25 protein-coding genes are annotated in these 23,228 nt (G+C 71.2%); 16 read left to right on the top strand and 9 right to left on the bottom strand.

The window, feature by feature from the left end; translation table 11 throughout:
• Nucleotides 1-3: 3 nt before the first annotated feature.
• A complete protein-coding gene (locus tag ACFFR3_RS22450) occupies nucleotides 4-387 on the bottom strand; it encodes an ArsR/SmtB family transcription factor (protein WP_364375416.1) in 384 nt (127 codons plus the stop codon).
• 88 nt (nucleotides 388-475) lie between these two features.
• On the opposite strand from ACFFR3_RS22450, the gene ACFFR3_RS22445 reads away from it, so the two are divergent.
• Together ACFFR3_RS22445 and ACFFR3_RS22440 are read left to right on the top strand one after the other, a co-directional pair.
• Entirely contained in the window at nucleotides 476-1,627 is a 1,152-nt protein-coding gene (locus tag ACFFR3_RS22445; protein ID WP_364375413.1) for an MFS transporter, read from the top strand.
• A 66-nt stretch (nucleotides 1,628-1,693) separates the two neighbouring features.
• The gene (locus tag ACFFR3_RS22440) at nucleotides 1,694-2,377 is read left to right on the top strand and encodes a hypothetical protein (RefSeq protein WP_345394914.1); all 684 of its coding nucleotides are present in this window, start codon (nucleotides 1,694-1,696) and stop codon (nucleotides 2,375-2,377) included.
• Here the strand turns inward: ACFFR3_RS22440 and ACFFR3_RS22435 are convergent.
• Complete coding sequence (locus ACFFR3_RS22435) at nucleotides 2,346-3,176, bottom strand: undecaprenyl-diphosphate phosphatase (RefSeq protein WP_364375410.1); 831 nt, start codon at nucleotides 3,174-3,176, stop codon at nucleotides 2,346-2,348. The two genes, ACFFR3_RS22440 and ACFFR3_RS22435, sit on opposite strands and share 32 nt — an antisense overlap.
• A gap of 216 nt (nucleotides 3,177-3,392) precedes the next feature.
• On the opposite strand from ACFFR3_RS22435, the gene ACFFR3_RS22430 reads away from it, so the two are divergent.
• From ACFFR3_RS22430 to ACFFR3_RS22420, 3 genes are all read left to right on the top strand, one after another.
• Entirely contained in the window at nucleotides 3,393-4,313 is a 921-nt protein-coding gene (locus ACFFR3_RS22430; protein WP_345394917.1) for an AraC family transcriptional regulator, read from the top strand.
• Nucleotides 4,310-4,819 carry an HAD domain-containing protein gene (locus ACFFR3_RS22425; RefSeq protein WP_364375404.1) on the top strand — a complete coding sequence of 170 codons (510 nt, stop codon included), beginning with the start codon at nucleotides 4,310-4,312 and terminating at the stop codon, nucleotides 4,817-4,819. The genes ACFFR3_RS22430 and ACFFR3_RS22425 overlap by 4 nt, the downstream gene beginning before the upstream one ends.
• A 66-nt stretch (nucleotides 4,820-4,885) precedes the next feature.
• Nucleotides 4,886-5,077: a PspC domain-containing protein gene (locus tag ACFFR3_RS22420; RefSeq protein WP_345394922.1), complete on the top strand. Its 192-nt coding sequence runs from the start codon at nucleotides 4,886-4,888 to the stop codon at nucleotides 5,075-5,077.
• Here ACFFR3_RS22420 and ACFFR3_RS22415 read toward each other — a convergent pair.
• A complete protein-coding gene (locus ACFFR3_RS22415) occupies nucleotides 5,062-6,252 on the bottom strand; it encodes an MFS transporter (RefSeq protein ID WP_364375401.1) in 1,191 nt (396 codons plus the stop codon). The two genes, ACFFR3_RS22420 and ACFFR3_RS22415, sit on opposite strands and share 16 nt — an antisense overlap.
• An 84-nt stretch (nucleotides 6,253-6,336) precedes the next feature.
• On the opposite strand from ACFFR3_RS22415, the gene ACFFR3_RS22410 reads away from it, so the two are divergent.
• From ACFFR3_RS22410 to ACFFR3_RS22400, 3 genes are all read left to right on the top strand, one after another.
• The gene (locus ACFFR3_RS22410) at nucleotides 6,337-6,915 is read left to right on the top strand and encodes a TetR/AcrR family transcriptional regulator (protein WP_345394930.1); all 579 of its coding nucleotides are present in this window, start codon (nucleotides 6,337-6,339) and stop codon (nucleotides 6,913-6,915) included.
• A 45-nt stretch (nucleotides 6,916-6,960) separates the two neighbouring features.
• Complete coding sequence (gene lipB / locus ACFFR3_RS22405) at nucleotides 6,961-7,596, top strand: lipoyl(octanoyl) transferase LipB (protein ID WP_345394932.1); 636 nt, start codon at nucleotides 6,961-6,963, stop codon at nucleotides 7,594-7,596.
• Nucleotides 7,597-7,718: 122 nt separating this feature from the next.
• On the top strand, nucleotides 7,719-9,248 hold the full coding sequence (locus ACFFR3_RS22400; RefSeq protein ID WP_379483787.1) for an alpha/beta fold hydrolase: 1,530 nt from the start codon (nucleotides 7,719-7,721) through the stop codon (nucleotides 9,246-9,248).
• Between the two features lie 49 nt (nucleotides 9,249-9,297).
• Here ACFFR3_RS22400 and ACFFR3_RS22395 read toward each other — a convergent pair whose 3' ends face one another.
• Nucleotides 9,298-10,830, bottom strand: coding sequence for an amino acid permease (locus ACFFR3_RS22395; RefSeq protein WP_345394939.1), 1,533 nt, complete (start codon nucleotides 10,828-10,830; stop codon nucleotides 9,298-9,300).
• Between the two features lie 144 nt (nucleotides 10,831-10,974).
• Nucleotides 10,975-11,523: a type 1 glutamine amidotransferase domain-containing protein gene (locus ACFFR3_RS22390; RefSeq protein ID WP_345394942.1), complete on the bottom strand. Its 549-nt coding sequence runs from the start codon at nucleotides 11,521-11,523 to the stop codon at nucleotides 10,975-10,977.
• Nucleotides 11,524-11,643: 120 nt separating this feature from the next.
• Between ACFFR3_RS22390 and ACFFR3_RS22385 the strand changes: the two genes are divergently transcribed.
• Nucleotides 11,644-11,916, top strand: a complete 273-nt coding sequence (locus ACFFR3_RS22385; protein ID WP_379483786.1) for a heavy-metal-associated domain-containing protein — start codon at nucleotides 11,644-11,646, stop codon at nucleotides 11,914-11,916.
• Nucleotide 11,917: 1 nt separating this feature from the next.
• On the opposite strand, the gene ACFFR3_RS22380 is transcribed toward ACFFR3_RS22385, so the two are convergent.
• Complete coding sequence (locus tag ACFFR3_RS22380) at nucleotides 11,918-12,625, bottom strand: SDR family NAD(P)-dependent oxidoreductase (RefSeq protein WP_379483785.1); 708 nt, start codon at nucleotides 12,623-12,625, stop codon at nucleotides 11,918-11,920.
• A gap of 89 nt (nucleotides 12,626-12,714) precedes the next feature.
• Between ACFFR3_RS22380 and ACFFR3_RS22375 the strand changes: the two genes are divergently transcribed.
• The 6 genes from ACFFR3_RS22375 to ACFFR3_RS22350 all read left to right on the top strand — a co-directional run bounded on the left by ACFFR3_RS22375 (nucleotide 12,715) and on the right by ACFFR3_RS22350 (nucleotide 19,427).
• Nucleotides 12,715-13,560: a helix-turn-helix transcriptional regulator gene (locus ACFFR3_RS22375; protein WP_345394947.1), complete on the top strand. Its 846-nt coding sequence runs from the start codon at nucleotides 12,715-12,717 to the stop codon at nucleotides 13,558-13,560.
• Nucleotides 13,561-13,710: 150 nt separating this feature from the next.
• Nucleotides 13,711-15,525 (top strand): ABC transporter substrate-binding protein, encoded by a 1,815-nt coding sequence (locus tag ACFFR3_RS22370; protein WP_364375385.1) that lies wholly within the window; start codon nucleotides 13,711-13,713, stop codon nucleotides 15,523-15,525.
• The gene (locus ACFFR3_RS22365) at nucleotides 15,522-16,574 is read left to right on the top strand and encodes an ABC transporter permease (RefSeq protein ID WP_345394956.1); all 1,053 of its coding nucleotides are present in this window, start codon (nucleotides 15,522-15,524) and stop codon (nucleotides 16,572-16,574) included. The genes ACFFR3_RS22370 and ACFFR3_RS22365 overlap by 4 nt, the downstream gene beginning before the upstream one ends.
• Nucleotides 16,571-17,452, top strand: coding sequence for an ABC transporter permease (locus ACFFR3_RS22360; protein ID WP_345394959.1), 882 nt, complete (start codon nucleotides 16,571-16,573; stop codon nucleotides 17,450-17,452). Before ACFFR3_RS22365 ends, ACFFR3_RS22360 begins: the two co-directional genes overlap by 4 nt.
• Nucleotides 17,449-18,426, top strand: a complete 978-nt coding sequence (locus tag ACFFR3_RS22355; protein ID WP_364375380.1) for an ABC transporter ATP-binding protein — start codon at nucleotides 17,449-17,451, stop codon at nucleotides 18,424-18,426. The genes ACFFR3_RS22360 and ACFFR3_RS22355 overlap by 4 nt, the downstream gene beginning before the upstream one ends.
• Nucleotides 18,423-19,427, top strand: a complete 1,005-nt coding sequence (locus ACFFR3_RS22350) for an ABC transporter ATP-binding protein (protein WP_364375377.1) — start codon at nucleotides 18,423-18,425, stop codon at nucleotides 19,425-19,427. The genes ACFFR3_RS22355 and ACFFR3_RS22350 overlap by 4 nt, the downstream gene beginning before the upstream one ends.
• Before the next feature lie 3 nt (nucleotides 19,428-19,430).
• On the opposite strand, the gene ACFFR3_RS22345 is transcribed toward ACFFR3_RS22350, so the two are convergent.
• A complete protein-coding gene (locus ACFFR3_RS22345; RefSeq protein ID WP_364375374.1) occupies nucleotides 19,431-20,078 on the bottom strand; it encodes a response regulator in 648 nt (215 codons plus the stop codon).
• A gap of 31 nt (nucleotides 20,079-20,109) precedes the next feature.
• Nucleotides 20,110-21,225 (bottom strand): sensor histidine kinase, encoded by a 1,116-nt coding sequence (locus tag ACFFR3_RS22340; RefSeq protein WP_379483784.1) that lies wholly within the window; start codon nucleotides 21,223-21,225, stop codon nucleotides 20,110-20,112.
• 147 nt (nucleotides 21,226-21,372) lie between these two features.
• Here ACFFR3_RS22340 and ACFFR3_RS22335 point away from each other — a divergent pair, with 147 nt between their 5' ends.
• Entirely contained in the window at nucleotides 21,373-22,479 is a 1,107-nt protein-coding gene (locus tag ACFFR3_RS22335) for an alpha/beta hydrolase family protein (protein WP_364375368.1), read from the top strand.
• A gap of 34 nt (nucleotides 22,480-22,513) precedes the next feature.
• Here ACFFR3_RS22335 and ACFFR3_RS22330 read toward each other — a convergent pair whose 3' ends face one another.
• Nucleotides 22,514-23,149: a maleylpyruvate isomerase N-terminal domain-containing protein gene (locus tag ACFFR3_RS22330; RefSeq protein WP_364375365.1), complete on the bottom strand. Its 636-nt coding sequence runs from the start codon at nucleotides 23,147-23,149 to the stop codon at nucleotides 22,514-22,516.
• Nucleotides 23,150-23,228 lie beyond the last annotated feature (79 nt).

Here is a 23,228-nt window from a genome sequence, read left to right as displayed (position 1 = left end):
TCGTCAGCGGGACCCGGCGGAGGCGCGCGCACTTGCGGTGGCGCTCACCGTGCTTTCGGACGTGGTGGGGGCGCGGTGGAGGGTGGTGGCGGTGAGGATGGCCGGCAGGAGGCCGGGGAAGCGGGATTCCAGGTCCTCGTGGCGCAGGCTCATGTATTTCAGGCGGCCGTCCTGCTCCGTTCGCACCACGCCGGCCTCGCGGAGGATGCGGTAGTGGTGTGAGGCGGTCGACTTGTGCACGCCGAGGGCGTCGCCGGCGACCGTGCAGTTCATCTGCCCGGCGGCGGCCAGGCGGGCGACGATCTCCAGGCGCACGGGGTCGCTGAGCGCCCGCAGGACCTCGGTGAGCTGGATGTTCTCCGTGGCGGGTTGCGGGAGCAGGCGCATGGGGAAACCCTACCTCCGTCCCATGGTTTGACAACAATCCAACTATACGTCAGTTTGATGGGCATCCAACTTTTTCGGGGAGGCCCACATGCGCTCGCGGCTCTATCCGCTGGCCGCCGGAAATTTCGCGATCGGTACCGGTACGTTCGTCACCGCCGGTCTGCTGGCACCCATCTCCGCCGACCTGGGAGTGTCCCGGCCGGCCGCGGGCCAGCTGATGACGGTGTTCGCCCTCGCGTACGCCGTGCTCTCCCCCGTGCTCGCCGCCCTCACCGCCCGCATGTCCCGCAGGACCCTGCTGCTGCTCGCCATGGTCGTGTTCGTGGCGGGCAACGTGCTGACCGCGCTGGCCCCGACGTACGCGCTGGTGCTCATCACCCGCGTGGTGGCGGCGGCGGGTGCGGCGATGTTCACGCCGACGTCCTCGGCCGTGGCCAACGCGCTGAGCGCCCCCGAGCGGCGCGGGCGCGCACTGGCACTCGTGATGGGCGGGCTGAGCGTGTCGTCGGCCATCGGGGTGCCGCTCGGCACGTGGCTGGGCGAGGCCGTGAGCTGGCGGGCCACGCTCTGGCTGGTCGCCGGGCTCGGCGTGCTCGGCCTCGCCGGGGTGGCGACGCTGGTGCCGGAGCTGCGGCTGCCGGCGTCGGGACGGCTGCGCGAGCGGTTCGAGCCGCTGCGCGACCGGCGGGTGCCCGCGGTGATGGTGACGCAGCTGCTGCTCTTCGCCGCCGGGTTCACCGCCTACACCTACATCGGCTCGCTGTTCGACCTGCCGCTGGCCGCGCTGCTGTGGGCGTGGGGGCTGGGCGGCATCGTGGGCAACCTGCTGGGCGGGCGGCTCACCGACGCGTACGGCCCCCGCAGCATGATCATCGGCGGCCTGGCCATGGCCGTGGTGTTCGTGGCCCTGATCCCGGTGGCGAACCTGGCGCTGCCCGCCGCCCTCGTGTGGGGCTTCCTGTGGGGCGCGATCGGCTGGATGATCGCTCCCGCACAGCAGTTCAGGACGGTCACGGCGGTGCCGGGCAACGTCTCGATCGGGCTGGGGCTGCTGTCGTCGGCGCAGTACCTCGGGCTGGTGGTGGCGGGGCTGGCCGGCGGGGCGGCGCTGGAGACCTACGGGAGGACGGGCGTGGTCGTGCTGTCGGCCGGGCTCGGCCTGGTGGCGCTGATCTTCACGCTCGTGACGTACCGGCCGGCGAGGATCCTGGCGGCCGAGCCCGCGCCCGCCTCCTCCTGACGGCGGACGCCCGGTCACCCGCCGGGCGGACGACCGGCGGCCACCCGCCCGCCTACGGTCGGCGGCATGCTCAGAGACCAGGTGACCTTCCGCCGCGTCGCGGCGGGCGTGCTGCTCATCGTGGCGCCACTGCTCCAGGCCGTCGCCGTCGCCGTCGATCCAGGGACCTGGGGCGACGAGCGCGAAGCCGTCAGCTTCGGCGCGAACCCCGCGCTGGCCCAGGCGCAGTCCGTGCTCTACCACTGGAGCTGGATGCTCATGGTGGTCGCGGTCATCGGCCTGACGCACCTGACCAGGCGCCGGGCCACCCGGCTCGGGCACGTCGGCGGGGCGCTGGCGGTGATCGGCTACCTGCAGCTGTCGGGGCTGCTGATCGTCGACCCCGTCGAGTGGTGGCTCGGGCGTCACCACTCACCCGAGGAGGCGCAGCGCATCCTCGACGAGATGATGGACCTGCCGGGCGTGACGTTCGGCTTCCAGCTCCCGTGGATGTTCCTCGGCTTCGTCGGGCTGCCGCTGCTGACGGTGGCGGTGTGGCGGGCCGGGTTCGCGGGGTGGTGGGTGCCGGTGCTGGTGGCGGCCGGGTATCTCGGCGGCTTCCTGGTGTCGTACGGGCCGCTGACCGTGCCCCTGTGGGCCGCCCCCGCCGTCGCCCTCGGCTTCCTGGGCCTGAAGGTGCTGCGCATGGGCGACGACGAGTGGGCGGCCTATTACCGGCTCAGCCCTGAGCGGGAATCCAGCCCAGTGTGACGGCCAGGATGACGAAGAAGCCGAGCGCGATGCGGTAGATGACGAAGCCGGTGAAGCGGTGGGTGCTGATGTAGCGCAGGAACCAGGCCACCGCCGCGTAGCCGACGAGGAACGAGATGACCGTGGCCAGGATGGTGGGGCCCCAGTCGGGGGCCGGGCCCTCGCCGATCTCGGCCAGCTCCAGCACCCCCGAGGCCAGCACAGCCGGGATGGCCAGCAGGAACGAGTATTTCGCCGCGTCCTCGCGGCGGTAGTCGAGCAGCAGGCCGGCCGTCACGGTGCCGCCCGAGCGGGACACGCCGGGGACCAGGGCGAGCGACTGGGCGAAGCCGTAGATGATCGCGTGGGTGAAGCTGAGGTGCTTCTCCAGCGTCAGCTTGTTGCGCGCCGTGTGGTCGGCGAACCACAGGACGACGGCGAAGACGATGAGCGTGGTGCCGACCAGGCGCAGGTCACGGAACGAGGTCTCGATCTGGTCCTTCAGCGCCAGGCCGAGTATGGCGATGGGCAGGGTGCCGACGATGACGTACCAGCCCATGCGGGCCGCCCAGTGGCCGCGCAGCTCCTTGACGAACAGCGAGCGCGTCCAGGTGGAGATGATCTCCCAGATCTCCTGACGGAAGTAGATGAGCACGGCGGCCTCGGTGCCGAGCTGGATGACCGCCGTGAACGCCGCCCCCGGGTCCGGCCACTGGGCGAAAGCGGACACCACCCGGATGTGGGCGCTGGAGGAGATCGGCAGGAACTCCGTGAGCCCCTGGACCAACCCCAGAACCACCGCTTCTAGCCAGCCGATCACGACGACACCTTCCGTGGACGCAGCGAGTGTGAGGGTGAGGCTAGCGGAATCGAAGGTCAAGCGATTGCTCTCGTAAGGCGTTGAGCTGCTGTGATCGCGCGTCGTAGCGAGGTCGATGCGTCCTGTTCATGAAGAATTGGCCGGTTGTTCGCCCCTTCGTAGGGCGGAGTGCCCCGCCGGTTGAGCAGGGCAATCCCATGTGCCATCGTCTCACCCATGGATCAGCTCGCGGCGCTGCTCGACGGGCCCAGAGCGCACGGCGCCTTTCTCCTCCGCTCGATCCTCGATCCGCCGTGGTCCCTGCGCATCCAGGACGAGGCTCCGCTGTCGGTGGTGGCGCAGGTGCGGGGCGAGTCGTGGATCACGTTCGACGGTGGCGAGCCCGTACGCGTCGAGCCGGGGCGGGTGGCGATCGTCCGGGGGCCCGAGCCGTACACGGTGGCCGACGACCCGGCGACCAGGCCGCAGGTCGTCATCCACCCCGGCCAGCGCTGCACCACCCTCGACGGCGAGTCCGTCTACCAGGCGATGGACCTCGGCGTCCGTACGTGGGGCAACGACCCCGGCGGCGGCACCGTGCTGCTCACCGGCACCTACAACCTGGAGGGCGAGGTCAGCAGGCGGCTGCTCGACGCGCTGCCCCGGCTGATCGTGGAGCCAGGCGGGCCGCTCATCGGGCTGATGAGCGCCGAGATCGTCAAGGACGAGCCCGGCCAGGAGGCCGTTCTCGACCGGCTGCTCGACCTGCTGCTCATCGCGGTGCTGCGGGCCCACTTCGCGGCGAACGAGGCGCCGGGCTGGTATCGCGCGATGAGCGACCCGATCGTCGGCAAGGCGATGCGCATGCTGCACAACAACCCGGCGCACCCGTGGACGGTCGCCGCGCTGGCGGCGGAGGTGGGGGTGTCGCGGGCCTCGCTGGCGCGGCGCTTCACCGACCTGGTGGGCGAGCCGCCGATGGCGTTCCTCACCGACTGGCGGCTGGCTCTGGCCGCCGACCTGCTGCGCGAGCCCGACGCCACGATCGGCTCGGTGGCGAGGAAGGTCGGCTACTCCAGCCCGTTCGCGCTCAGCGCGGCGTTCAAGCGGGTCCGCGGGGTCAGCCCCCAGCAGCACAGGGCCGGGGCCGTCACGTGAAACCCCTGCTCCTGCTCGACGTGGACGGCGTGCTGAACCCCATGGGCCGGCCCAGCCCCGACTTCCGGCCCTACCGGTGCACGATCGGCACGGAGGTCTACACCGTCTACCTCAACCCGCGCCACGGCCGCCGCCTGCTGGAGCTGGCCCTGGCCACCGGCTCCGAGCTGGTCTGGGCCACCACGTGGGAGCACCACGCCAACGAGTGGATCGCGCCGCGCGTCGGCCTGCCGTCGCTGCCGGTCATCGCCGTGCCGCCCGACGTGCCGCCCAGCGAGCACGGGGAGATGTTCAAGTCTCCGCACGTGGCGGCGTACGCGGGGCGGCGGCCGTTCGTCTGGTTCGACGACCAGGTGTTCGCGGAGGACGAGGAGTACCTCAGGGTCCATCAGGGATTGACCGATTTCCTGCTCGTGCACGTCGATCCGAGGCGGGGACTGACCAGCCGCGATCTGGGCATGGCACAGGAGTGGCTGACCCTCTCAGGGTTTTCTCAGGGTCCCTGACGGGAGTCGGGCCGCTGTGTCGTCCGTTCTTCAAGTAGGTCGACAACCACGACGGAGGAACAGCACATGTACCGCTCACGAGAGCACAGGATCCTGGCCGGCGTCTGCGGCGGCATCGCCGACAAGACGGGCATGCCCCCCACGCTCGTCCGGATCCTCTGGCTGCTGCTGTCGCTCATCCCCGGCCCGCTCTGGGTGGTCTACGTCGCCATGTGGATCCTCGTCCCGGAGGCGCCGAAGGGCTACCGGGCGGCATAGCGGCCCCGGTCCGCCGCACGGAAGAGCGCGAGCGCGATCAGCTCGGCGCCGACCGCGGCGGCCGGCAACCACCCGCTCCCGTACGTCTCCAGCACCACCCCGCCGAGCGCGGCACCGCAGGACACGCCCACGTAGACGGCACTGCTGTTGAGCGCGAGCGCCTGCGGGGCCGCAGGACCGGCGAGGGCGATCATGCGGGACTGCGCGGGCGGCGGGATCCACCACGACGCACCCGCCCAGAGCAGCAGCAGCGGCAGCAGGGCGAGCAGCGGCACGGGCCTGAGGAGCTGGCAGCAGGTCAGGGCGGCCATCACCGCCGCGAAGGCGGCGACGCCGGTGGTCATCGCCCGGCTCGCGCCCCAGCGGTCGGCGGCCCGGCCGCCCAGCTGCCCGCCGGCCAGTCCGGCGAGCCCGGCCAGCACGAACACCCAGCCCAGCTCAGTGGGCCCGGCACCGGCCAGGTCGCGCAGGAACGGGGCGAGATAGCTCAGCACCATCATGCTGCCCAGCACGATCGCGACGATCCCGAGCAGGCCGAGCAGCACCTGGGGGCGGGCCAGCGGGGCCAGCCGCCGCCCGATGGGCATGGCGGGCGCGGGCGGCGTCTCGGGCAGCGTGGCCCGTACCGCGATCAGCGCGACGAGCCCCAGCAGAGCTCCCAACCCGAACGTGGCCTGCCAGCCGAAGGCGCCGCCGACCCAGGTGCCGAGCGGCACGCCGAACGTGAGCGACGCGGTCAGCCCGCCCATCACCAGCGCGAGGTAGCGGCCCTGCCGCTCGGCGGGTGCGAGGGAGGTGGTGATCGCGTACGCGGCGGGGACGACCGCCGCCGCGGCGACGGCGGCCAGCACGCGCAGGCCGAGGAGCAGCGCGTACGAGCCGGCGAACGCGGCCGCCGCGTTGGCCACGACGAACAGCGCCAGCGCCCAGGTCAGCAGCCCGCGCCGCGCCCAGGTGGCGGTCACCACCGACGCGACGGGTGCGGCCAGGGCGAACGCCAGTGAGAAGCCGGTGACGAGCTGGCCGCCCACGGCCTCGCTCACCCCCAGGTCGGCGGAGAGCGCGGGCAGCACGCCGGCGATCACGTAGTCGTCGGTGGCGAAGGTGAAGGTGGTGAAGACCAGCGCGAGCAGCCACGTGGGCAGCCGGGCACGCCGGCGCACGTCGATGGGCATGGGTATCCCCTGGAATTAAGGTAACAGTCGTTTCCTCGATAGGGTAACAGTCGTCACCTCAATGGCGTCAAAGGGGAATCGCGCATGGCCAGGACCGCCGACCCGCACCGCCGCGGCGAGCTGCTCGACCAGATCATCGACTACCTGGCCGAGCACGGCCTGTCCACGCTGTCCATGCGCCCGCTGGCCCAGCACCTCGGCAAGTCCACCCGCGTGCTCACCCACCACTTCGCCGACAAGGAGGAGCTGCTGTCGGCCACCATGGAGCGGCTCGACGAACGCCACCGCGACTGGCTGCGCGGGCTGCCCGGCTGGTCGGGCTCCGACAGCGTGGGCACGATCATCCGCCGCACCTGGGACTGGCAGACCCGCGAGGACAACCAGCCGATCGCCCGCCTCATCCACGAGATCGAGGGGCTCGCGGTGGCCGGCAAGCTGGCCGGGCACGTGCCGCGGCTGCTGTCGGACCGGTCGGAGTTCGTGGCCGGGCTGCTGCGCGAGCGCGGGGTGCCGGAGCCCGAGGCGACGCGGATCTCGACGCTGACGAACTCGGCGTACACCGGGCTGCAGATCGACTTCCTCACGACGGGCGAGCGCGAGCGGGTGGAGGCCGCGCTGGACCGGCTCTGCGCGCTGGTGGACGAGTGGGTCGCGGCCTGCTGACGACCTGCGGCGGGGTCAGTCAAGGGACGGGCATATCCTCGAAACATGAGGGCAAGGCCGCTGACGCTCATCCACGATGGGCTCGTCGATTACGACCAGGCGATGGAGCGCATGACCGACCTCGTCGGGCAGCGCCAACGGGACGAGCGGCCGGACGCGCTCTGGCTGCTGAGTCACCCGTCCGTCTACACGATCGGGCGCCGCACCCCGCTCACCCACCTGCCCGACCCCTCGCGCGGCATCCCCGTGGTCGAGACCGGCCGGGGCGGCCAGCTCACCTATCACGGTCCTGGCCAGCTCGTCGGCTACCTCATCGTCAAGCTGGACGAGGGCGAGGGCATCGTCGACTACGTCCGCGAGGTCGAGCTGCGGCTGGTGGAGGCGCTGGGCAAGCTGGGGCTGCCGGCCGAGCGCCGTGACACGCCGCCGGGCTCCGAGCTGCTGACCGGCGTGTGGACGGTGGAGACCAGGCGGAAGATCATCTCGATCGGCATGCGCCAGAGCAGGGGCGTCACCAGCCACGGGTTCGCGCTCAACGTCGACGGCGACCTGACGCCGTGGAACTGGGCGGTCGCGTGCGGGATGCCCGACGTCGACATGACCTCGCTCAAGCGCGAGCTGGGCAGGGCGGACATGGACGAGGTCCGCGAGGTCGTGGCGGAGGCGTTCGAGGCGTCCTGACGGGACGAGTCATCCTCAGGGATGAAAAATCGTCATTTCTCCCCGCACATAACTCCAGATAAGCGATGATCCATCTTCGGTCGCACGCCCCGACGGGGGGATCGACAGAAGATTGGAGCATCGTGCGAAAGAGGTTCACGCTGCTCGCCGCCGCCTTAGTGGCGGTGGCGACATTGTCGCCAGCGGCGCCCGCCAACGCGGCGGCACCGCAGGCGCAACGCACCATCACCTGGGCTCCGTGCGAGGAGGAGCCGTCGGCCGAGTGCGGCACGCTCACCGTGCCGATCGACTGGTCGAAGCCCGACGGCCCGACCGTCGACATCGCGGTCGCCCGCCGCAAGGCCACCGACCCCGACGCCAGGATCGGCTCGCTGGTCATCAACCCGGGCGGCCCGGGCGGCTCGGGGGTCGAGGCCGTGTACGGCGCGCCCGGCTCCTACACCGAGGATCTGCAGCGCCGCTTCGACATCGTCGGCTTCGACCCTCGGGGTGTGGGTCGCAGCCACCCGGTGATCTGCTCGGCCTCGGTCTACAACCAGATGCCGCACACGGTGATGAAGAGCCAGGCCGACTTCGAGGCATGGGACGCCTTCACCAAGCGCCTGCACCAGGACTGCCGCGAGCGCACCGGCCCCCTGTACGACCACGTCGACTCCGTGGACGTGGCCCGCGACATGGACGCCCTGCGCGCCGCCCTCGGTGAGGAGAAGCTCACCTACTACGGCATCTCGTACGGCACCCTGATCGGCCAGATGTACGCCGAGCTGTTCCCCGACCGCGTCCGCGCGCTCGGCCTCGACAGCAACATGGACCACAGCCTCGACGTCGTGGGCTTCATGACGACCGAGGCGCTGGCCGTCGAGGACGCCTTCGACCAGTTCGTCGGCTGGTGCGACCAGGAGCCGAGCTGCGTCCTGCACGGCCAGGACGTGCGGGCGATCTGGAAGAGCCTGCGGGAGAAGGCCAAGCGGGGCGAGCTGGTCTACCCGAGCACCGGCACGAAGATGACGGAGCTGCAGCTCATCTACAACGCCGCGCTGGGCAACGAGGGGCCCGACTGGTGGACGCTCAGCCAGACCATCAACTGGCTGAACGGCGGGCCGGAGCCCGACTGGGTGCCGCCGCTGCCGGGCCGGGGGCCCGTGGAGGGCGACGTGGCCGAGCTGCCGACCACGATCCTGTGCCAGGACTACAACCTCAGGGTGCGCAACTACGCCGAATACGCCGCCCTCATGGCGATCTCCGGCAAGCTGGCGCCCGACACGCGGTACCACCCGTACCCGGTGGACGACCTGCCGATCTGCATGAACTACCCGACGACGAACAAGCCCCACAAGCTGCGGTACACGGGTGACGCTCCTCTGCTGCTCGGCAACTCGCTGCACGACCCCGCCACGCCGTGGATCTGGTCGGCCAACGCGGCCCGCCAGCTCGGCCCGAAGGCGGTGCTGCTCACGTACGAGGGGTGGGGGCACCGCATCTACGGCAAGGACAAGTGCCAGACGGACATCTTCGACGAGTACCTGATCTCGCTGAAGGTGCCCCCGCACGGCACGCGCTGCGCGGTGGGCACGCCTGAGGAGGAGAGCCTGCTCAAGCGCAAGGCCGGCACGCCCGCCTGGCCGACGGACCGGCTGAGCTGGGCCGGCTAGAGCACGTTGGAGAACGCCCGGGGGCCAGCAGGCCCCCGGGCGTTTCGCGTCAGGGGACGAGGTTCTCGTCGTCCACCGTTCGGCGCGGCCCGGTGAACCAGTGGCGGGCCGACAGCGCCCACCACAGCGCGATGCCGACGAGCACGATGCCCACCGCGACGGGCGCGTAGTTGACCGACGTCCAGGTGAAGTCCGCGCTGCCGGGCACGCCGGCCGGCGAGAACGGCATGATGAAGTAGACCGACACGATCACGATCTCGACGCAGGCGATCCAGCACAGCGCCTTGTACTTGCGGCCCAGCGTCCACGGCCCCGGCGTGAAGGCGTCGCCCATGCGCAGCCGCAGCCAGATCGGGATGAGGAAGGCCAGGTAGAGGCCGATGACCGCGATCGAGACGACGGCGTAGAACGCGACCGGAGTGGTCAGCCCGGGAGGGGCGTAGAGCGCGGGCAGCGTGATGAGGGCGGCGGCCACGCAGCCGGCCACGATGGCGTTGACCGGGGTGCGGTTGCGGTCCACCTTCGACCAGAGCCGCCAGCCGGGCACGGCGCCGTCGCGCGAGAACGCGTACGTCATGCGCGACATCGAGGTCACGCAGCTCATCCCGCAGAAGAACTGGCCGATGGTGGAGATCGCGAAGATCGCGGTGGCCAGCGGGGACGACAACGCGGTCTCGAAGATGGCGCCGACGAAGCCGGACTGGGCGTTGATCTCGTCCACGTTCGTGGCCGCGAACAGGAACGCGAGCAGCAGGATCCAGCCGCCGATCGCCGAGTAGAAGATCGACTGCCACAGGCCGCGGGCGGCGGTCTTCGCCGCTCCCTGCGTCTCCTCCGACACGTGGGCGCAGGCGTCGAAGCCGGTGATCGTGTACTGGGTCAGCAGGAAGCCGAGCGGCAGCACGTACAGCCAGAAGGGCAGGCCGTCGGAGCCGTCGCCGAAGCCCGAGGTGTTGTTGGTGCCGAAGAAGACGAAGCTCGCCGACTGGTGCTCGCTGGGCGCGAAGACGAGGATGGCGACCACGATCGCGGCGCCGGCGACGTGCCACCAGACGGAGATGTTCTGCAGCAGTGAGATCAGCCGGTGGCTGAAGATGTTGATCAGTGCGTGCAGCGCCAGGACGATCACGAACAGCAGGAACGCCTGGGGGAGCGTGGCCTCCCACGCGCCGCCGGTCAGCCGGTTGAGCGTGATGTTGAGGAACGTCGCGCAGCCGTAGTCCACCGAGGCGGTGACCGCGATGAGCCCGATGAGGTTGAGCCAGCCGGTGAACCAGCCGTGGATCGGTTTGCCCAGCTTGGCGGCCCACCAGTAGATGCCGCCCGCCGTCGGGTACGCCGACACCAGCTCCGACATGCAGAAACCGATGATGAGGATGAACAGGGAGATCAGCGGCCAGCCCCAGGAGATGGCGATGGGGCCGCCGTTGTTCCAGGCCTGTCCGAAGGTCGTGAAGCAGCCGGCGAGGATGGAGATGATCGAGAAGGAGATCGCGAAGTTGGAGAAACCGCTCCAGGTGCGGGCCAGCTCCTGCTTGTAGCCGAGCTCGGCCAGTCGCCTGGAATCCTCTTCTGTGCTCATTGAGGTCTCCCTGGGGGGCGCGGAGGACGCTCCTTTTGGTCTACGTCTAGACCATTTCTCCCCAGGGGACAAGGCGTTACGGCCGGGTTTCGATCCGGCGGGGCCGGGGCGGCCGGCTTTTCCGCGAGGCCGCCCCGGCGGGTCCTACTTGTCGCCGAAGAGGTCGGTCACGGCCTGGCAGAACGCCTTGAGGTCGTCCGGCTTACGGCTGGTCACCAGCGTGTTGCCGCCTTCCGTGCACACCACGACCTCCTTGTCCACCCAGGTCGCCCCGGCGTTGCGCAGGTCGGTCTGCAGGCTCGGCCACGAGGTGAGCGTGCGCCCGCGGACGACGTCCGCCTCGACGAGCGTCCACGGCGCGTGACAGATGGCCGCCACCGGCTTGCCGGCGTCGAAGAAGGACTTGGCGAAGCGCACGGCGTCCGGCGACATGCGCAGGAAGTCCGGGTTGGCGACACCGCCCGGCAGCACCAGGCCGTCGTACGAAGCCGGGTCTGCCTCGTCCACGGTGTCGTCCACGGCGAAGGTGTCGGCCTTGTCCAGATGGTTGAACGCCTGGATCCGGCCGGGGGAGGTGGAGACCAGCCTGGGCGTGCCGCCCGCCTGTTTGACCGCCTTCCACGGCTCGGTGAGCTCCACCTGCTCGACTCCCTCGGGTGCCACCAGGAAAGCGATGGTCTTGCCGTCCAGCATGAGAACCCCCTTGGACTGCGTGTTTCCCGTCCCCTTACCGGGCGGCGCGCAAGTATGCGTCTTTACCCCTAGGGGGTATAGGGTGAGCGCATCGGAGCCGATCCAGGAAGGAGCGTTCGCATGACCGTCGCCACGTACCAGGTCGAGGGCATGACCTGCGGCCATTGTGTCAGCGCCGTGACAGAAGAGGTGAGCGGCATCGCCGGGGTGAGCGGAGTCGAGGTCGATCTCGCCTCCGGAGCGGTGACCGTCACCAGCCAGGCCCCCATCGACGACGCGCTGATCGGCGCCGCCGTCACGGAGGCCGGCTACGAGCTGGTGGGCGCGGCGGCTCCCGTCGAGCTGCTGCCCATGGCCGGCGAGTCCTGCTGTGGCAGCGGCGGCTGCTGCTGACTCACCAGGGCAGCGGGCCCTGCGCGGTGAAGAAGCCCCCGGTGGGACCGTCGGGGGCCACCTGCGCCATCCGTACGATGATCTCCGCGCCCTCCTCGACGGTCTGCGTGCCGGTGTTGAAGTTGAGGTCGGTCCTGGTGTAGCCGGGCTCGACCGCGTTGATCCGCATCTCGGGGAACGCCTTGGCGTACTGCACGGTGAGCCGGTTGACCGCGGCCTTCGAAGCCGGGTACGCGACGCCGGGGTAGGCGTACACCGGGGTGCCCTCGGTGGTGCCGATGGCCAGCGAGCCCAGGCCGCTGCTCACGTTCACCACGACGGGCGCGGCCGAGCGGCGCAGCAGCGGCAGGAACGCGTGCAGCACGCGCACCACGCCGAACACGTTCGTCTCGAACGTCGTGCGCATCTGCTCGGCCGTCACCTCGGCCGGCGTGTAGACCGTGCCGTCCGGCCGCCGCTCCTCGATCCCGGCGTTGTTGACCAGCACGTCGAGCCCGCCGTCGGCCTCCACCGCGGCGGCCGCGGCGGCCACGGACGCGTCGTCGGTGACGTCGATGAGCACGTGCCGCGCCCCCAGCTGCTCCGCCGCCCGGCGGCCGCGCTCGGCGTCCCTGCTGCCCACGTAGACGGTGTGGCCCGCGGCGACGAGGCGGCGGGCGGTCTCGTATCCGAGCCCCTTGTTGGCTCCGGTGATCAGTGTCGTCGTCATGGTTCCAGCCTGCGTCGCGGCCCGCTGACCAGCCAGCACCCTCGCCGTCCTGGGACTCGCGGTACCAGGGAGGGGGCAGACTGGGGAGCATGACCACGAAGGAGTTCGGGCAGGCGGTCAGGCGCTGGCGCGAGCGCATGCCGCCCGAGGCCGCCGGGCTGCCCACGAGCGGTCACCGCCGCACCTCCGGGCTGCGCCGCGAGGAGCTCGCGACCCTCGCCGGCATCTCCGTCGACTACGTCATCCGCCTGGAGCAGGGCCACGCCACCAACCCCTCGCCGCAGATCGTCGAGGCGCTGGCGCGGGCGCTGCGGCTGTCGGAGGAGGAGCGCGCCTACCTGTTCGAGGCCGCCGGGCTCGCGCCGCCGGGCCCGGAAACGGTGCCCGCGCAGATCACGCCCAGCGTGCTGCGGCTGATCGACCGGCTCGACGGCGCCGCCGTCGCCGTCCACGACGCGACCTGGACGCTGCTGCTGGCCAACCCCCTGTACGCGGCCCTCGTCGGCGGCCCGGCCGACTGGCACGGGCGCGAGCGCAACGCCCTGTGGCGCATCTTCCTCGGCTCCGGCTCGACGACGCCGGTCAGCCGGACCCCTGACGAGCGGGCCGCGTTCGAGGCGGCGCTGGTCGGCGACCTGCGTGCCACGGCCGGCCGCTACCCCGCCGACCGCTCGCTGCGCGAGCTGATCGCCGAGCTGCGCGCGGGCAGCCCCCGCTTCGCCGCGCTGTGGGACTCCGGCACGGTCGACCGTCAGCTGGGCGGGCGCAAGACGTTCGACCACCCCCGGGTGGGCCCGATGACGCTCGACTGCGACATTCTCAGCGTGGCCGGCAGCGATCTTCGCGTCATCGTCTACACCGCCGAGCCGGGTACCCCCGACGCCGAGCGACTCGCTATTCTGGCGCGCCAAGTGATGGCGCCCGCGGGGACATGACACCAGCTCACGGCCGTGCCAAGGGCACTGAAAATTTACACCGCCGTTGGAAACGAAGATGAAACAATTTTCCGCCACTCGTTGACACGCGGTCTCCGTATGGTGTGCCTTCTTCTACACAGAGACCCCCCGCCTGAAGGTGAGGCACTTATGAGGAAATGGTTCGCACGCCTGGCTGCGCTGGGCGTCGCGCTATTAGTGGCCGGTCAGGGCACCACGGCTGCCCTCGCCCAGGACCCGGCGGCGGGGAAGAAGATCGTACGCGTCGGCGCCACGCAGGCGATGGACTCGATGAACCCCTTCCTCGCGGTCCGCCTGGTCTCCACGTCGATCCACCGCTGGATGTACGGGTTCCTCACGGTGCCCGACTCCAAGACGCTCGCGCCGAGCCCCGACCTGGCCGAGTCGTGGAGCACGTCGGAGGACGGGCTCACCTGGACGTTCAAGATCCGTGCCGCCAAGTGGTCCGACGGCCAGCCGATCACGGCCGAGGACGCCGCCTGGACGTTCAACAAGATGATGACCGACGAGGCCGCCAAGACGGCCAACGGTCCCGCGGTGGAGAACTTCGAGAGCGTCACCGCCAACGGCCAGGACCTGGTCATCAAGCTCAAGGCGCCGCAGGCCAGCATGCTGGACAACCCGGTCCCGATCATGCCCAAGCATGTCTGGGAATCGGTCACCGACATGGCCAACTACGACGCCGAGAAGTACCCGACCGTCAGCAGTGGCCCGTACTTCGCGATCGAGCACAAGAAGGACCAGTACGTCAAGCTGCAGGCCAACCCCAACTACTGGCGGGGCAAGCCCAAGATCGACGAGCTGCAGGTCATCTTCTACGACAACCCGCAGGCCGCCATCGCGGGCCTGAAGAACGGCGACATCGACCTGCTCGGCCGGATGAACCCGCCGGAGTTCGAGGCCATCCAGAACGACCCCAACATCGTCGCCTGGAACGAGCAGGGCCGGCGCGCGTCGTACCTGCAGATCAACCACGGCGCCACCACCAGCGACGACAAGCCCGTCGGTGACGGCCACCCGGCGCTGAAGGACCAGAAGGTCCGCCAGGCGCTCCACTACGCCATCGACAAGCAGAAGCTCGTCGACGAGGTCCAGAACGGCCTGGCCAAGCCGGCCGACGGTTCCATCGTCCCGCCGATGTACCAGGACTTCTTCTGGGAGGCCACCGGCGACGAGAAGGTCAGCTACGACCCGGCCAAGGCCAACCAGATCCTCGACGACGCCGGCTACAAGAAGGGCGCCGACGGCGTCCGTACGATGCCCGACGGCAAGCGCAAGCTGGAGTTCCGGTTCAGCATCCACACGGACACCCCCATCGAGGACAAGCTGGCCGAATACCTGACGGGCTTCTTCAAGGAGATCGGCATCACGCTGACCACCAAGAAGCTCGACTCCAGCAAGTTCACCGAGGAGACCGGCGTCACCGGCCTGTTCGACATCGCCATCAGCGGCTGGTCGGTCAACCCCGACCCCGAAGAGGTCCTCGCCACCCACCTGTGCAGCCGGCGGCCCAGCCCGACCGGTGAGGGCGGCGGCACCGAGTCCTTCTACTGCGACGACGAGTTCGAGCAGCTCTACAAGGACCAGCAGAAGGAGCTCGACCGGCCCAAGCGCGCCGAGCTCATCAAGAAGATGCAGGAGCGGCTCTACACCGACGCCCCGGTCATCGCGATCTACTACACCAACGACCTTGAGGGCTACCGCAAGGACCGCATCACCAGCATCACCCCGATCCCCGAGGACAGCGGCATCCTCTACGGCGGCAGCGGCTACTGGCCGTTCTACACCGTGGACGCCAAGGCCGTGGCCGCGTCCGGCTCCAGCGCCGAGGGCGGCTCCAACACCGGCCTCATCGCGGGCGTCGTGGGCGGCGTGGTGGTCATCGGTCTCGCGGTGTTCCTCCTGAGCAGGCGGCGCAAGAGCACCGCAGACGAACGCGAATGACGACACCGCTCGAAGCAGCAGAGCCCGCCGCCCAGGCGGCGGGCCCTGGTGACGAGCGCCCCACCCGCCGCGGCGCGCTGCAATACGCGCTGTCCAAGGCCGGTGGGGCGCTGTTCAGCATCGCCATGGTGATCATCGGAACGTTCTTCGTGTTCCGGCTGCTCCCCGGCGACCCCGTACGCAACCTGGCCCAGGGCCGCAACATGACCCCGGCCCAGCTCGACCTCGAACGCCGCAGGCTCGGCCTGGACAAGCCGCTCATCGACCAGTTCTTCCAGTTCGTGGGCGACACGCTCAGGCTCGACCTCGGCACCTCCTACGAGTACAAGCGCCCGGTCATCGACCTCATCGGCGAGCGCATCGGCCCGACGCTGCTGCTCGCCGGCACCGGCCTGGTCATCGCGGTCAGCCTGGGCGTCTGGCAGGGCACCAGGGCCGGCTGGCACCACGGCAGCCGCTTCGACCGCTTCTCCACCGGGCTGTCGCTGCTGCTGTGGTCGGTGCCGACGTTCTGGCTCGGCCTGCTGCTGATGATGGTCTTCGGCGTCGGCATCGGGCCCATCCCCGGCATCTTCCCCTTCCGGGGCATCGAGAGCGTGGACGCGCCCGACGGGTTCGCGTACGTGCTGGACGTCGCCTCCCACATGGTGCTGCCCTGCCTGACGCTGGTGGCCGTCGTGTACGCCCAATACCTGCTCATCATGCGCTCGTCGCTGCTTGAGGAGGTCAGCCAGGACTACGTGACGGTGGCCAGGGCCAAGGGGCTGCGCGACGACGACGTACGACGCAGGCACGCGGTGCCCAACGCGCTGCTGCCCACGGTCACGCTGGTGTTCATGCGCATCGGCTTCGTCGTCGGCGGCGCCGTCACCGTCGAGACGATCTTCACCTGGCCGGGGCTCGGGCAGCTGTTCTACGAGGCGGTCAGAGTGCCCGACTTCACGCTCATGCAGGGGACGTTCCTGCTGATCACGGTCGCCGTCATCGTCATGAACACGCTGGCCGACGTGGTCTACCACGTGCTCGACCCGAGGGTGAGGTCCGCATGACGGCTGTCGCCACCGAACGCAGGAAGCAGGCGCTGAGCCGCTTCTGGGCCGGATTCCGCACCCACCGCGGCGGCGTCGCGGGCCTCGTCGTCCTCGTCGTCGCGGTCGTGCTCGCGCTCGCCGCGCCGCTGTTCATCGACGAGACGGTCACCAGCGTCATCCAGAACACCGGGCAGCGGTGGGCCGCGCCCAGCCTCGCCGAGCCGTTCGGCACCGACGAGTCGGGCCGGTCGATCCTGCTCATGGTCTGGTGGGGCTCGCGCACGTCGCTGTTCATCGGCTTCCTCGCCGCGCTGCTCAGCATCGTGATCGGGCTGATCGTGGGCGTCGCCGCCGGGCACTTCAGGGGCTGGGCGGGCGGCGCGCTCATGCGCGTCACCGACTGGTTCCTGGTGCTGCCCTCGCTGGTCACCGCGCTCGTCCTGGCCGCCATCCTGGGCGGCAGCACGTTCACGATCATCACCGCGATCGGCATCACCACCTGGCCGTCCACCGCCCGGCTGATCCGGGCGCAGACGCTCGCCGTCGAGGCCAGGCCGTACATCGAACGCTCCAAGGCGCTCGGCGCGGGCCACTGGCACATCACCACCCGGCACGTGCTGCCGAACGTGGCGCCGCTGCTGCTGGCCAGCACCACCCTGGAGGTGGCCAGCGCCATCGTCACCGAGTCCACGCTGGCCTTCCTCGGCGCCAGCTCCAACCGCACGTCCTGGGGCACCATGCTCCGGGCCTCCTACGACTTCGGCGCCACCACCCAGGGCGCCTGGTGGTACATCCTCATCCCCGGCCTCGCCATCCTGCTCGTCGTGATGGCGTTCACGCTGGTCGGAAGGGCGCTGGAGGCCGTGCTCAACCCGAGGCTGAGGAGGGCCGCATGAGCCTGCTCGAACTCGACGACGTGTCCGTGACCTACCGCATCGCCTCGGGCGAGGTGCCCGCCGTACGCGGGGTGTCGCTGGCGCTCGACGCCGGAGCGGCGCTCGGCGTCGCCGGCGAGTCGGGGTCAGGCAAGTCGACGCTGGCCATGGCGCTGCTGCGGCTCCTGCCGAAGGACGCGCAGGTCGGCGGCCGGATCCTGCTCGACGGCGAGGACGTCCTGACCATGAAGTGGGGGCGCATGCGCGCCGTCCGCTGGGCCGAGGCGTCCATCGTCTTCCAGGGCGCCCAGCACGGGCTCAACCCCGTGCGCAGGATCGGCGAGCAGATCGCCGAGCCGCTGCTCGTGCACGACCTGGCCAAGCCCGAGGCCGCCCGCGCGCGCGTCGCCGAGCTGCTCGACCAGGTGGGCCTGCCCGCCTGGCGGGCCCGTAGCTACCCGCACGAGCTGTCCGGCGGCCAGCGGCAGCGCATCATGATCGCGATGGCGCTGGCCTGCTCGCCGCGCCTGATCATCGCCGACGAGCCGACCACCGCGCTCGACGTGATGGTGCAGGCGCAGGTGCTCACCCTGATCAAGGACCTGGTCGCCGAGCACGGCATCTCGCTCATCATGATCTCGCACGACCTGTCGGTGCTCGCCGACGTGTGCGACCAGCTCGCGGTCATGTACGCCGGCCGCGTCGTCGAGCACGGCCCGTCCGCCGAGGTGTTCCACGACGCCAAGCACCCCTACAGCAAGGCGCTCGCTGCGGCGTTCCCCACCGTCGGCGACCCGGTCTCGCGCATGGCCCCCAAGGGCCTGGGCGGCGACCCGCCCGACCCGATGGAGCTGCCCACCGGCTGCGCCTTCCACCCGCGCTGCCCGGTCGCGCTCGACACGTGCGCCGACCTCGACGTGCGGCTCTGGCCGGCCGGGCCCAACCGTACGGCGGCCTGTGTGCACGCCAGGGTCGACGAGGAGGTCGCCTCATGACGGAGACCCGCACCGCCGCGGAGGAGGTCGGCACCACCAGGTCCGCCCTGCTCGAAGCGCGGGACCTGCACGTCGAGTTCGCCTCCAGGGGCCGCCGCGCCCGCGCCGTGGACGGCGTGAACCTGGCCATCGGGGAGGGCGAGATCGTCGCCCTGGTCGGCGAGTCGGGCTGCGGCAAGACCACGCTCGCCCGCACCCTGCTCGGCCTCGAACGCCCCACCTCGGGCGAGGTCCGCTACGACGGCGCCGGCCTCGGCTACACCACCAAGGCGCTGCGCGCCTACCGCAGGCAGGTGCAGCTCGTCCTGCAGGACCCGACCGGCTCGCTCAACCCCCGCCACACCGTGTACGAGGCCGTCGCGGAAGGCCCCCGCATCCACGGGCTGGCCGACGAGCGCGACATCGTGGCCACCGCCCTGTCCAGGGCCGGGCTGCGGCCGCCCGAGCGGTTCTTCCAGCGCTACCCGCACGAGCTGTCCGGCGGGCAGCGGCAGCGCGTCGTCATCGCGGGCGCGCTGGCGCTCAACCCGAAGGTGCTGGTCGCCGACGAGCCCGTGGCCTCGCTGGACGCGTCCGTACGCGGGGAGATCCTCGCCCTGCTGCTCAAGCTGCGCGCGGAGCTGGGGCTGTCGGCGCTGGTCGTCACCCACGACCTCGGCCTGGCCTGGAACATCGCCGACCGGGTCGCCGTGATGTACCTCGGCAGGATCGTCGAGTCGGGCCCCGTCGAGCAGGTGCTGACGGCGCCGCGGCATCCGTACACGCAGGCGCTGCTGTCGGTGCTGCCCGAGTCGCCCGAGCGGATCGTCCTGACCGGCGAGCCGCCCGACCCGACCCGCATCCCCGGCGGCTGCCGCTTCCACGCCCGCTGCCAGGTGCTGGCGTCGGGCAAGGCGGCGGAGGCGGGAGTGGACGGCCGCTGCCGCAGCCAGCTCCTCGACATCCTGCCCGCCGTCCCGGACGCCCAGGCCGCCTGCCACTACGCGGAGACCGTCTCCTGACGCTCAGGTGAGGTCGGCGTCGTGGACGAGGATGGCCGCCTGTACGCGGTTGGCCAGGCCCAGCTTGGCCAGCACGCGGCTGACGTGGGCCTTGACCGTGGCCTCCGTCAGGCGCAGCTCGCGGCCGATCTCCGCGTTGGACAGGCCGCGGGCCAGGGCCCTGATGACGTCCTCCTCCCGGCCGGTCAGCCCGGCGAGCTGCCGGCGGGCGGCCTCGGCGCGGGAGGGGGCCCGGTCGGCGTAGGAGGCGATCAGGCGCTTGGTGACCGAGGGGGAGAGCATCGCCTGACCGGCCGCGACCGTGCGCACGGCGGCGGCCAGCTCGCGCGGCGGGGTGTCCTTCAGCAGGAACCCGACCGCGCCGTGCCGCAGCGCCTCGTGGACGTACTCGTCGAGGTCGAACGTGGTCAGCATGATCACCTTGGGCGGCTCGGGCAGCGCGAGGATCCTGGCCGCCGCGGCCAGCCCGTCGAGGCCCGGCATGCGGACGTCCATCAGCACCACCTCGGGCCGCAACCGCCGTACGGCCGACACCGCCTCCGCGCCGTCCCGCGCCTCACCCGCGACGGCGATGTCCCCCGACGCCTCCAGGATCAGCCGCAGCCCCGACCGCACCAGCTCCTCGTCATCCACGACGAGCACCCTGATCACGCGAGATCTCCGGCACGCTCGAGACGCCCGGTCATGTAGGGATCCTGGCGCTCACGAGGAAGCCGCCGCCGTCCTGGGCGCTGCTGCGGAGCGTGCCGCCGAGGAGTTCGACGCGCTCGCGCAGCCCCACCAGCCCCCATCCCGCTCCTGGCACCGCCTCGCCCGCGTGGGGCGCGGGCGGGGCCGCGTTGCGTACCTCCACCCGCAGCTCGTCCTCGCCGTAGCGGATCAGCACGTCGGTGCCCGCGTCGCCCGCGTGCTTGTGCACGTTGGTGAGCGCCTCCTGGATCACCCGGTACGCCGTGCGCTCCACCGTCTCCTCCATCGGCCGCGGCTCGCCCTCGTCGCGCCTGGTCACGTCGATGCCGAGGGCCCGCGACTGGTCGAGCAGCCGGTCGAGGTCGCCGAGCGTGGGCGGCGGGCTGAGCGCGGCGTCGGTCGGCTCGTGCCGGGGCGCGCGCAGCACGCCGAGCACGTCACGCAGGTTGGCCAGCGCCTCGCGGCCGATGCCGCCGATCAGCGCCGCGGTCTCGGCCGCCTCGGGGTCGCCGGTACGCAGCTCCAGCGCCCCCGCGTGCAGCACGATCAGCGAGACCCGGTGGGCCACCACGTCGTGCATCTCCCGAGCGATCCTCGCCCGCTCCTGCGCCCTGGCCTGCTCGGCCCGCATGACCTGCTCGCGTTCGAGCCGCTCCGCCCGTTCCTTGGCGGCGGCCAGCACCTCGGCCCTGGCCCGCGTCCACATGCCGAGCGCCAGCGGCAGCCCGACGACGGCCACCGCCATGAGCAGCGCGTTGCCCGGCCCGGTGGCGGGCGTCTGCTGCGGCCCGCCGACCGCGAGCGGAAGGGCGCACACGACCAGGCAGCCGGCGACGTACGCGACGAGGTGACGGGCGCCGCGCAGCGTGCGGCCCGCCTGGTAGGAGGCGATCAGCAGCGGCGGCCACATCAGCAGCCACACGTACGCCAGCGCGCCCACGGCGGCCAGCGGCCACCAGGCGCGGCGCGCATGCCAGGCGGCGACCCCGGCCACGGCGGCGATCAGGACGAGCACGGGGACCGGCAGCCCGGACGGCACCCCCGCCTGCCCGGCCCCGGCGAACCACGACAGCCCGGCCACCGCCGCGCCGAGCAGAACGAACCGCATGGCCACAGCGTAGGGCGCACGCCGCGCGGCGCTTTACGACGAAAGTAGTAACCCGCCGATCGGGCCGCGCCTTACGACGAAAGTAGTAAGCGGCGATCGACGATCGGGGCGGACGCCTCGGCGGCCCGGCAGGCCAGCCTGGCAGCCATGCACAAGTCCCTGGCCCTCACGGCCCTCACCCTGACCTTCCCCGCGACCCTCGCCACCCCACCGGCCCACGCGACGGCCACGGCCCCAGTACAGGCCCACGTCTCTGAGCTCAAGCTGCCGGCTCCCACCGGGCGGCGGCCCGTGGGAACGGAAAGCCTGCACCTTGTGGATCGCAGCCGGCGGGACCCGTGGAACCCCGACGCTGAGCACAGGGAGCTGATGGTGACGCTCTGGTACCCGGCGAAGAAGGCCGTCGGGGCGCGGGCGGCGTACATGACGCGGGCGGAGTCGGAGGCGGTGCTCGCCGACTACGACGTGCCGGACAAGAGCGTGTTCAGCCGGGTCGTCACGCACGCGCGGCTCAAGGCGCCCGTTGCCAAGGGCAGGCTGCCGCTGGTCGTCATGTCGCCGGGGTTCAGCTTCCCGAGGGCGACGCTGACGTCGCTGGCCGAGGACTTCGCCGCCAGGGGGTATCTCGTCGCGGCGGTGGAGCACACGTACGAGTCGGTCGGCACCACGTTCCCCGACGGCCGCACCACCACCTGCCTGGCCTGCGAGCAGCGGCCGGACGGCGCGGACGTGGCGGCGGGCCGGGTGAAGGACGTGCGGTTCGTGCTGGACGAGCTGCTCGACGGCCGCTGGGCCCGGCGCATCGACCGCGGGAAGATCGCCATGGTGGGCCACTCCATGGGCGGGTACGCCGCCGCCCAGACCATGCTCGCCGACCGCCGCATCAAGGCGGGCGTCAACCTGGACGGCACCTTCAAGGTCGGCAAGCCGCTCAAGCGCCCGTTCATGGTGATCGGCACCCCGTCACACGCCCCCGGCGAGGGGAGCGGCAGCTGGGACGAGGCATGGACGCACCTGAAGGGGCCGAAGCGGTGGATCACGGTGGCGGGCACCGACCACGCGGCGTTCGTCGACTACGCGGTGCTGCGCAAGCCCCTGGGCATCCCGGCGCAGCAGCTCGACGGCGCCCGGGCGTTGGAGATCACCCGGGCGCACCTGGCCGCGTTCGTGGACCGGCACCTGCTGGGCCGGCGCACCCCGGTGAAGAACCATCCGGAGGTCACCGACCACTCCCGTACCGCGGCGAAAAGCTGAGCGGCCCTCAGACGGCGCTTGAGCGCCCCGGCCGTCAGAAGGCGCTGATGGTGGCGGGGGCGCGTTCGGCGCGGCTCAGCGTGCGGATGACGGCCGTGGGGCCGTGGCGGTGGACGGCGAGGCGGGCCAGCAGCTCGACCACCGGGTCGATCACCGACGGCGGCAGCCCCGGCGTCTCGACGCCGACGCTGGCGGCCAGGTCGTCGCCGTGGACGACCAGCTCCACGAGCCGGGTGAGCAGGAAGTCGTCGAGGAGCAGCGGCCAGCCGGCGGGCGTGTTGACGACCCGGTCGGCGGGCTCGGAGGCGAGCGCCGCGCGCTGCATGTCGAGCAGCGCCTGGCTGCGCTCGACCAGCAGGGCGGGCCCGGCGGCCGCGGCCGCCTCACCGCCGCGCCTGATGCTGAGGTTGCTCTCGTGGTCGAGCCCGGCCTGCACCCACGGCGAGCGCGTGTAGTGCTCCAGGAGCGTGATGGGCGGCTGGACGGCCCCGTTGGGGGCGAGCGCCTCGCCGACCCTGACGAGCTGATGGGCCAGGTGCCCGGCGAGCCCCGCGACGCTGAACTCCACCAGCGCGCTCGGCTTGTCCCATGACGCCGCCACCGCCGGGTGGCGAAGGAGCTCCACCGCCGACTCCGCGGCCAGCAGATAGGACTGCCTGCTTTCGACCATAGGTCGCACTCTCCCGGGATGAGGTGTGTCGATACGTAGCTCGTAACAACCGGACGTAGCTCGTAACAACCGGCTCCCG

It is taken from the genome of Nonomuraea salmonea (assembly GCF_042428605.1).
GTDB lineage: Bacteria > Actinomycetota > Actinomycetes > Streptosporangiales > Streptosporangiaceae > Nonomuraea > Nonomuraea salmonea.
Note: the sequence above shows the minus strand (reverse complement) of the source record. Positions and strands in the feature narration are given on the sequence as shown.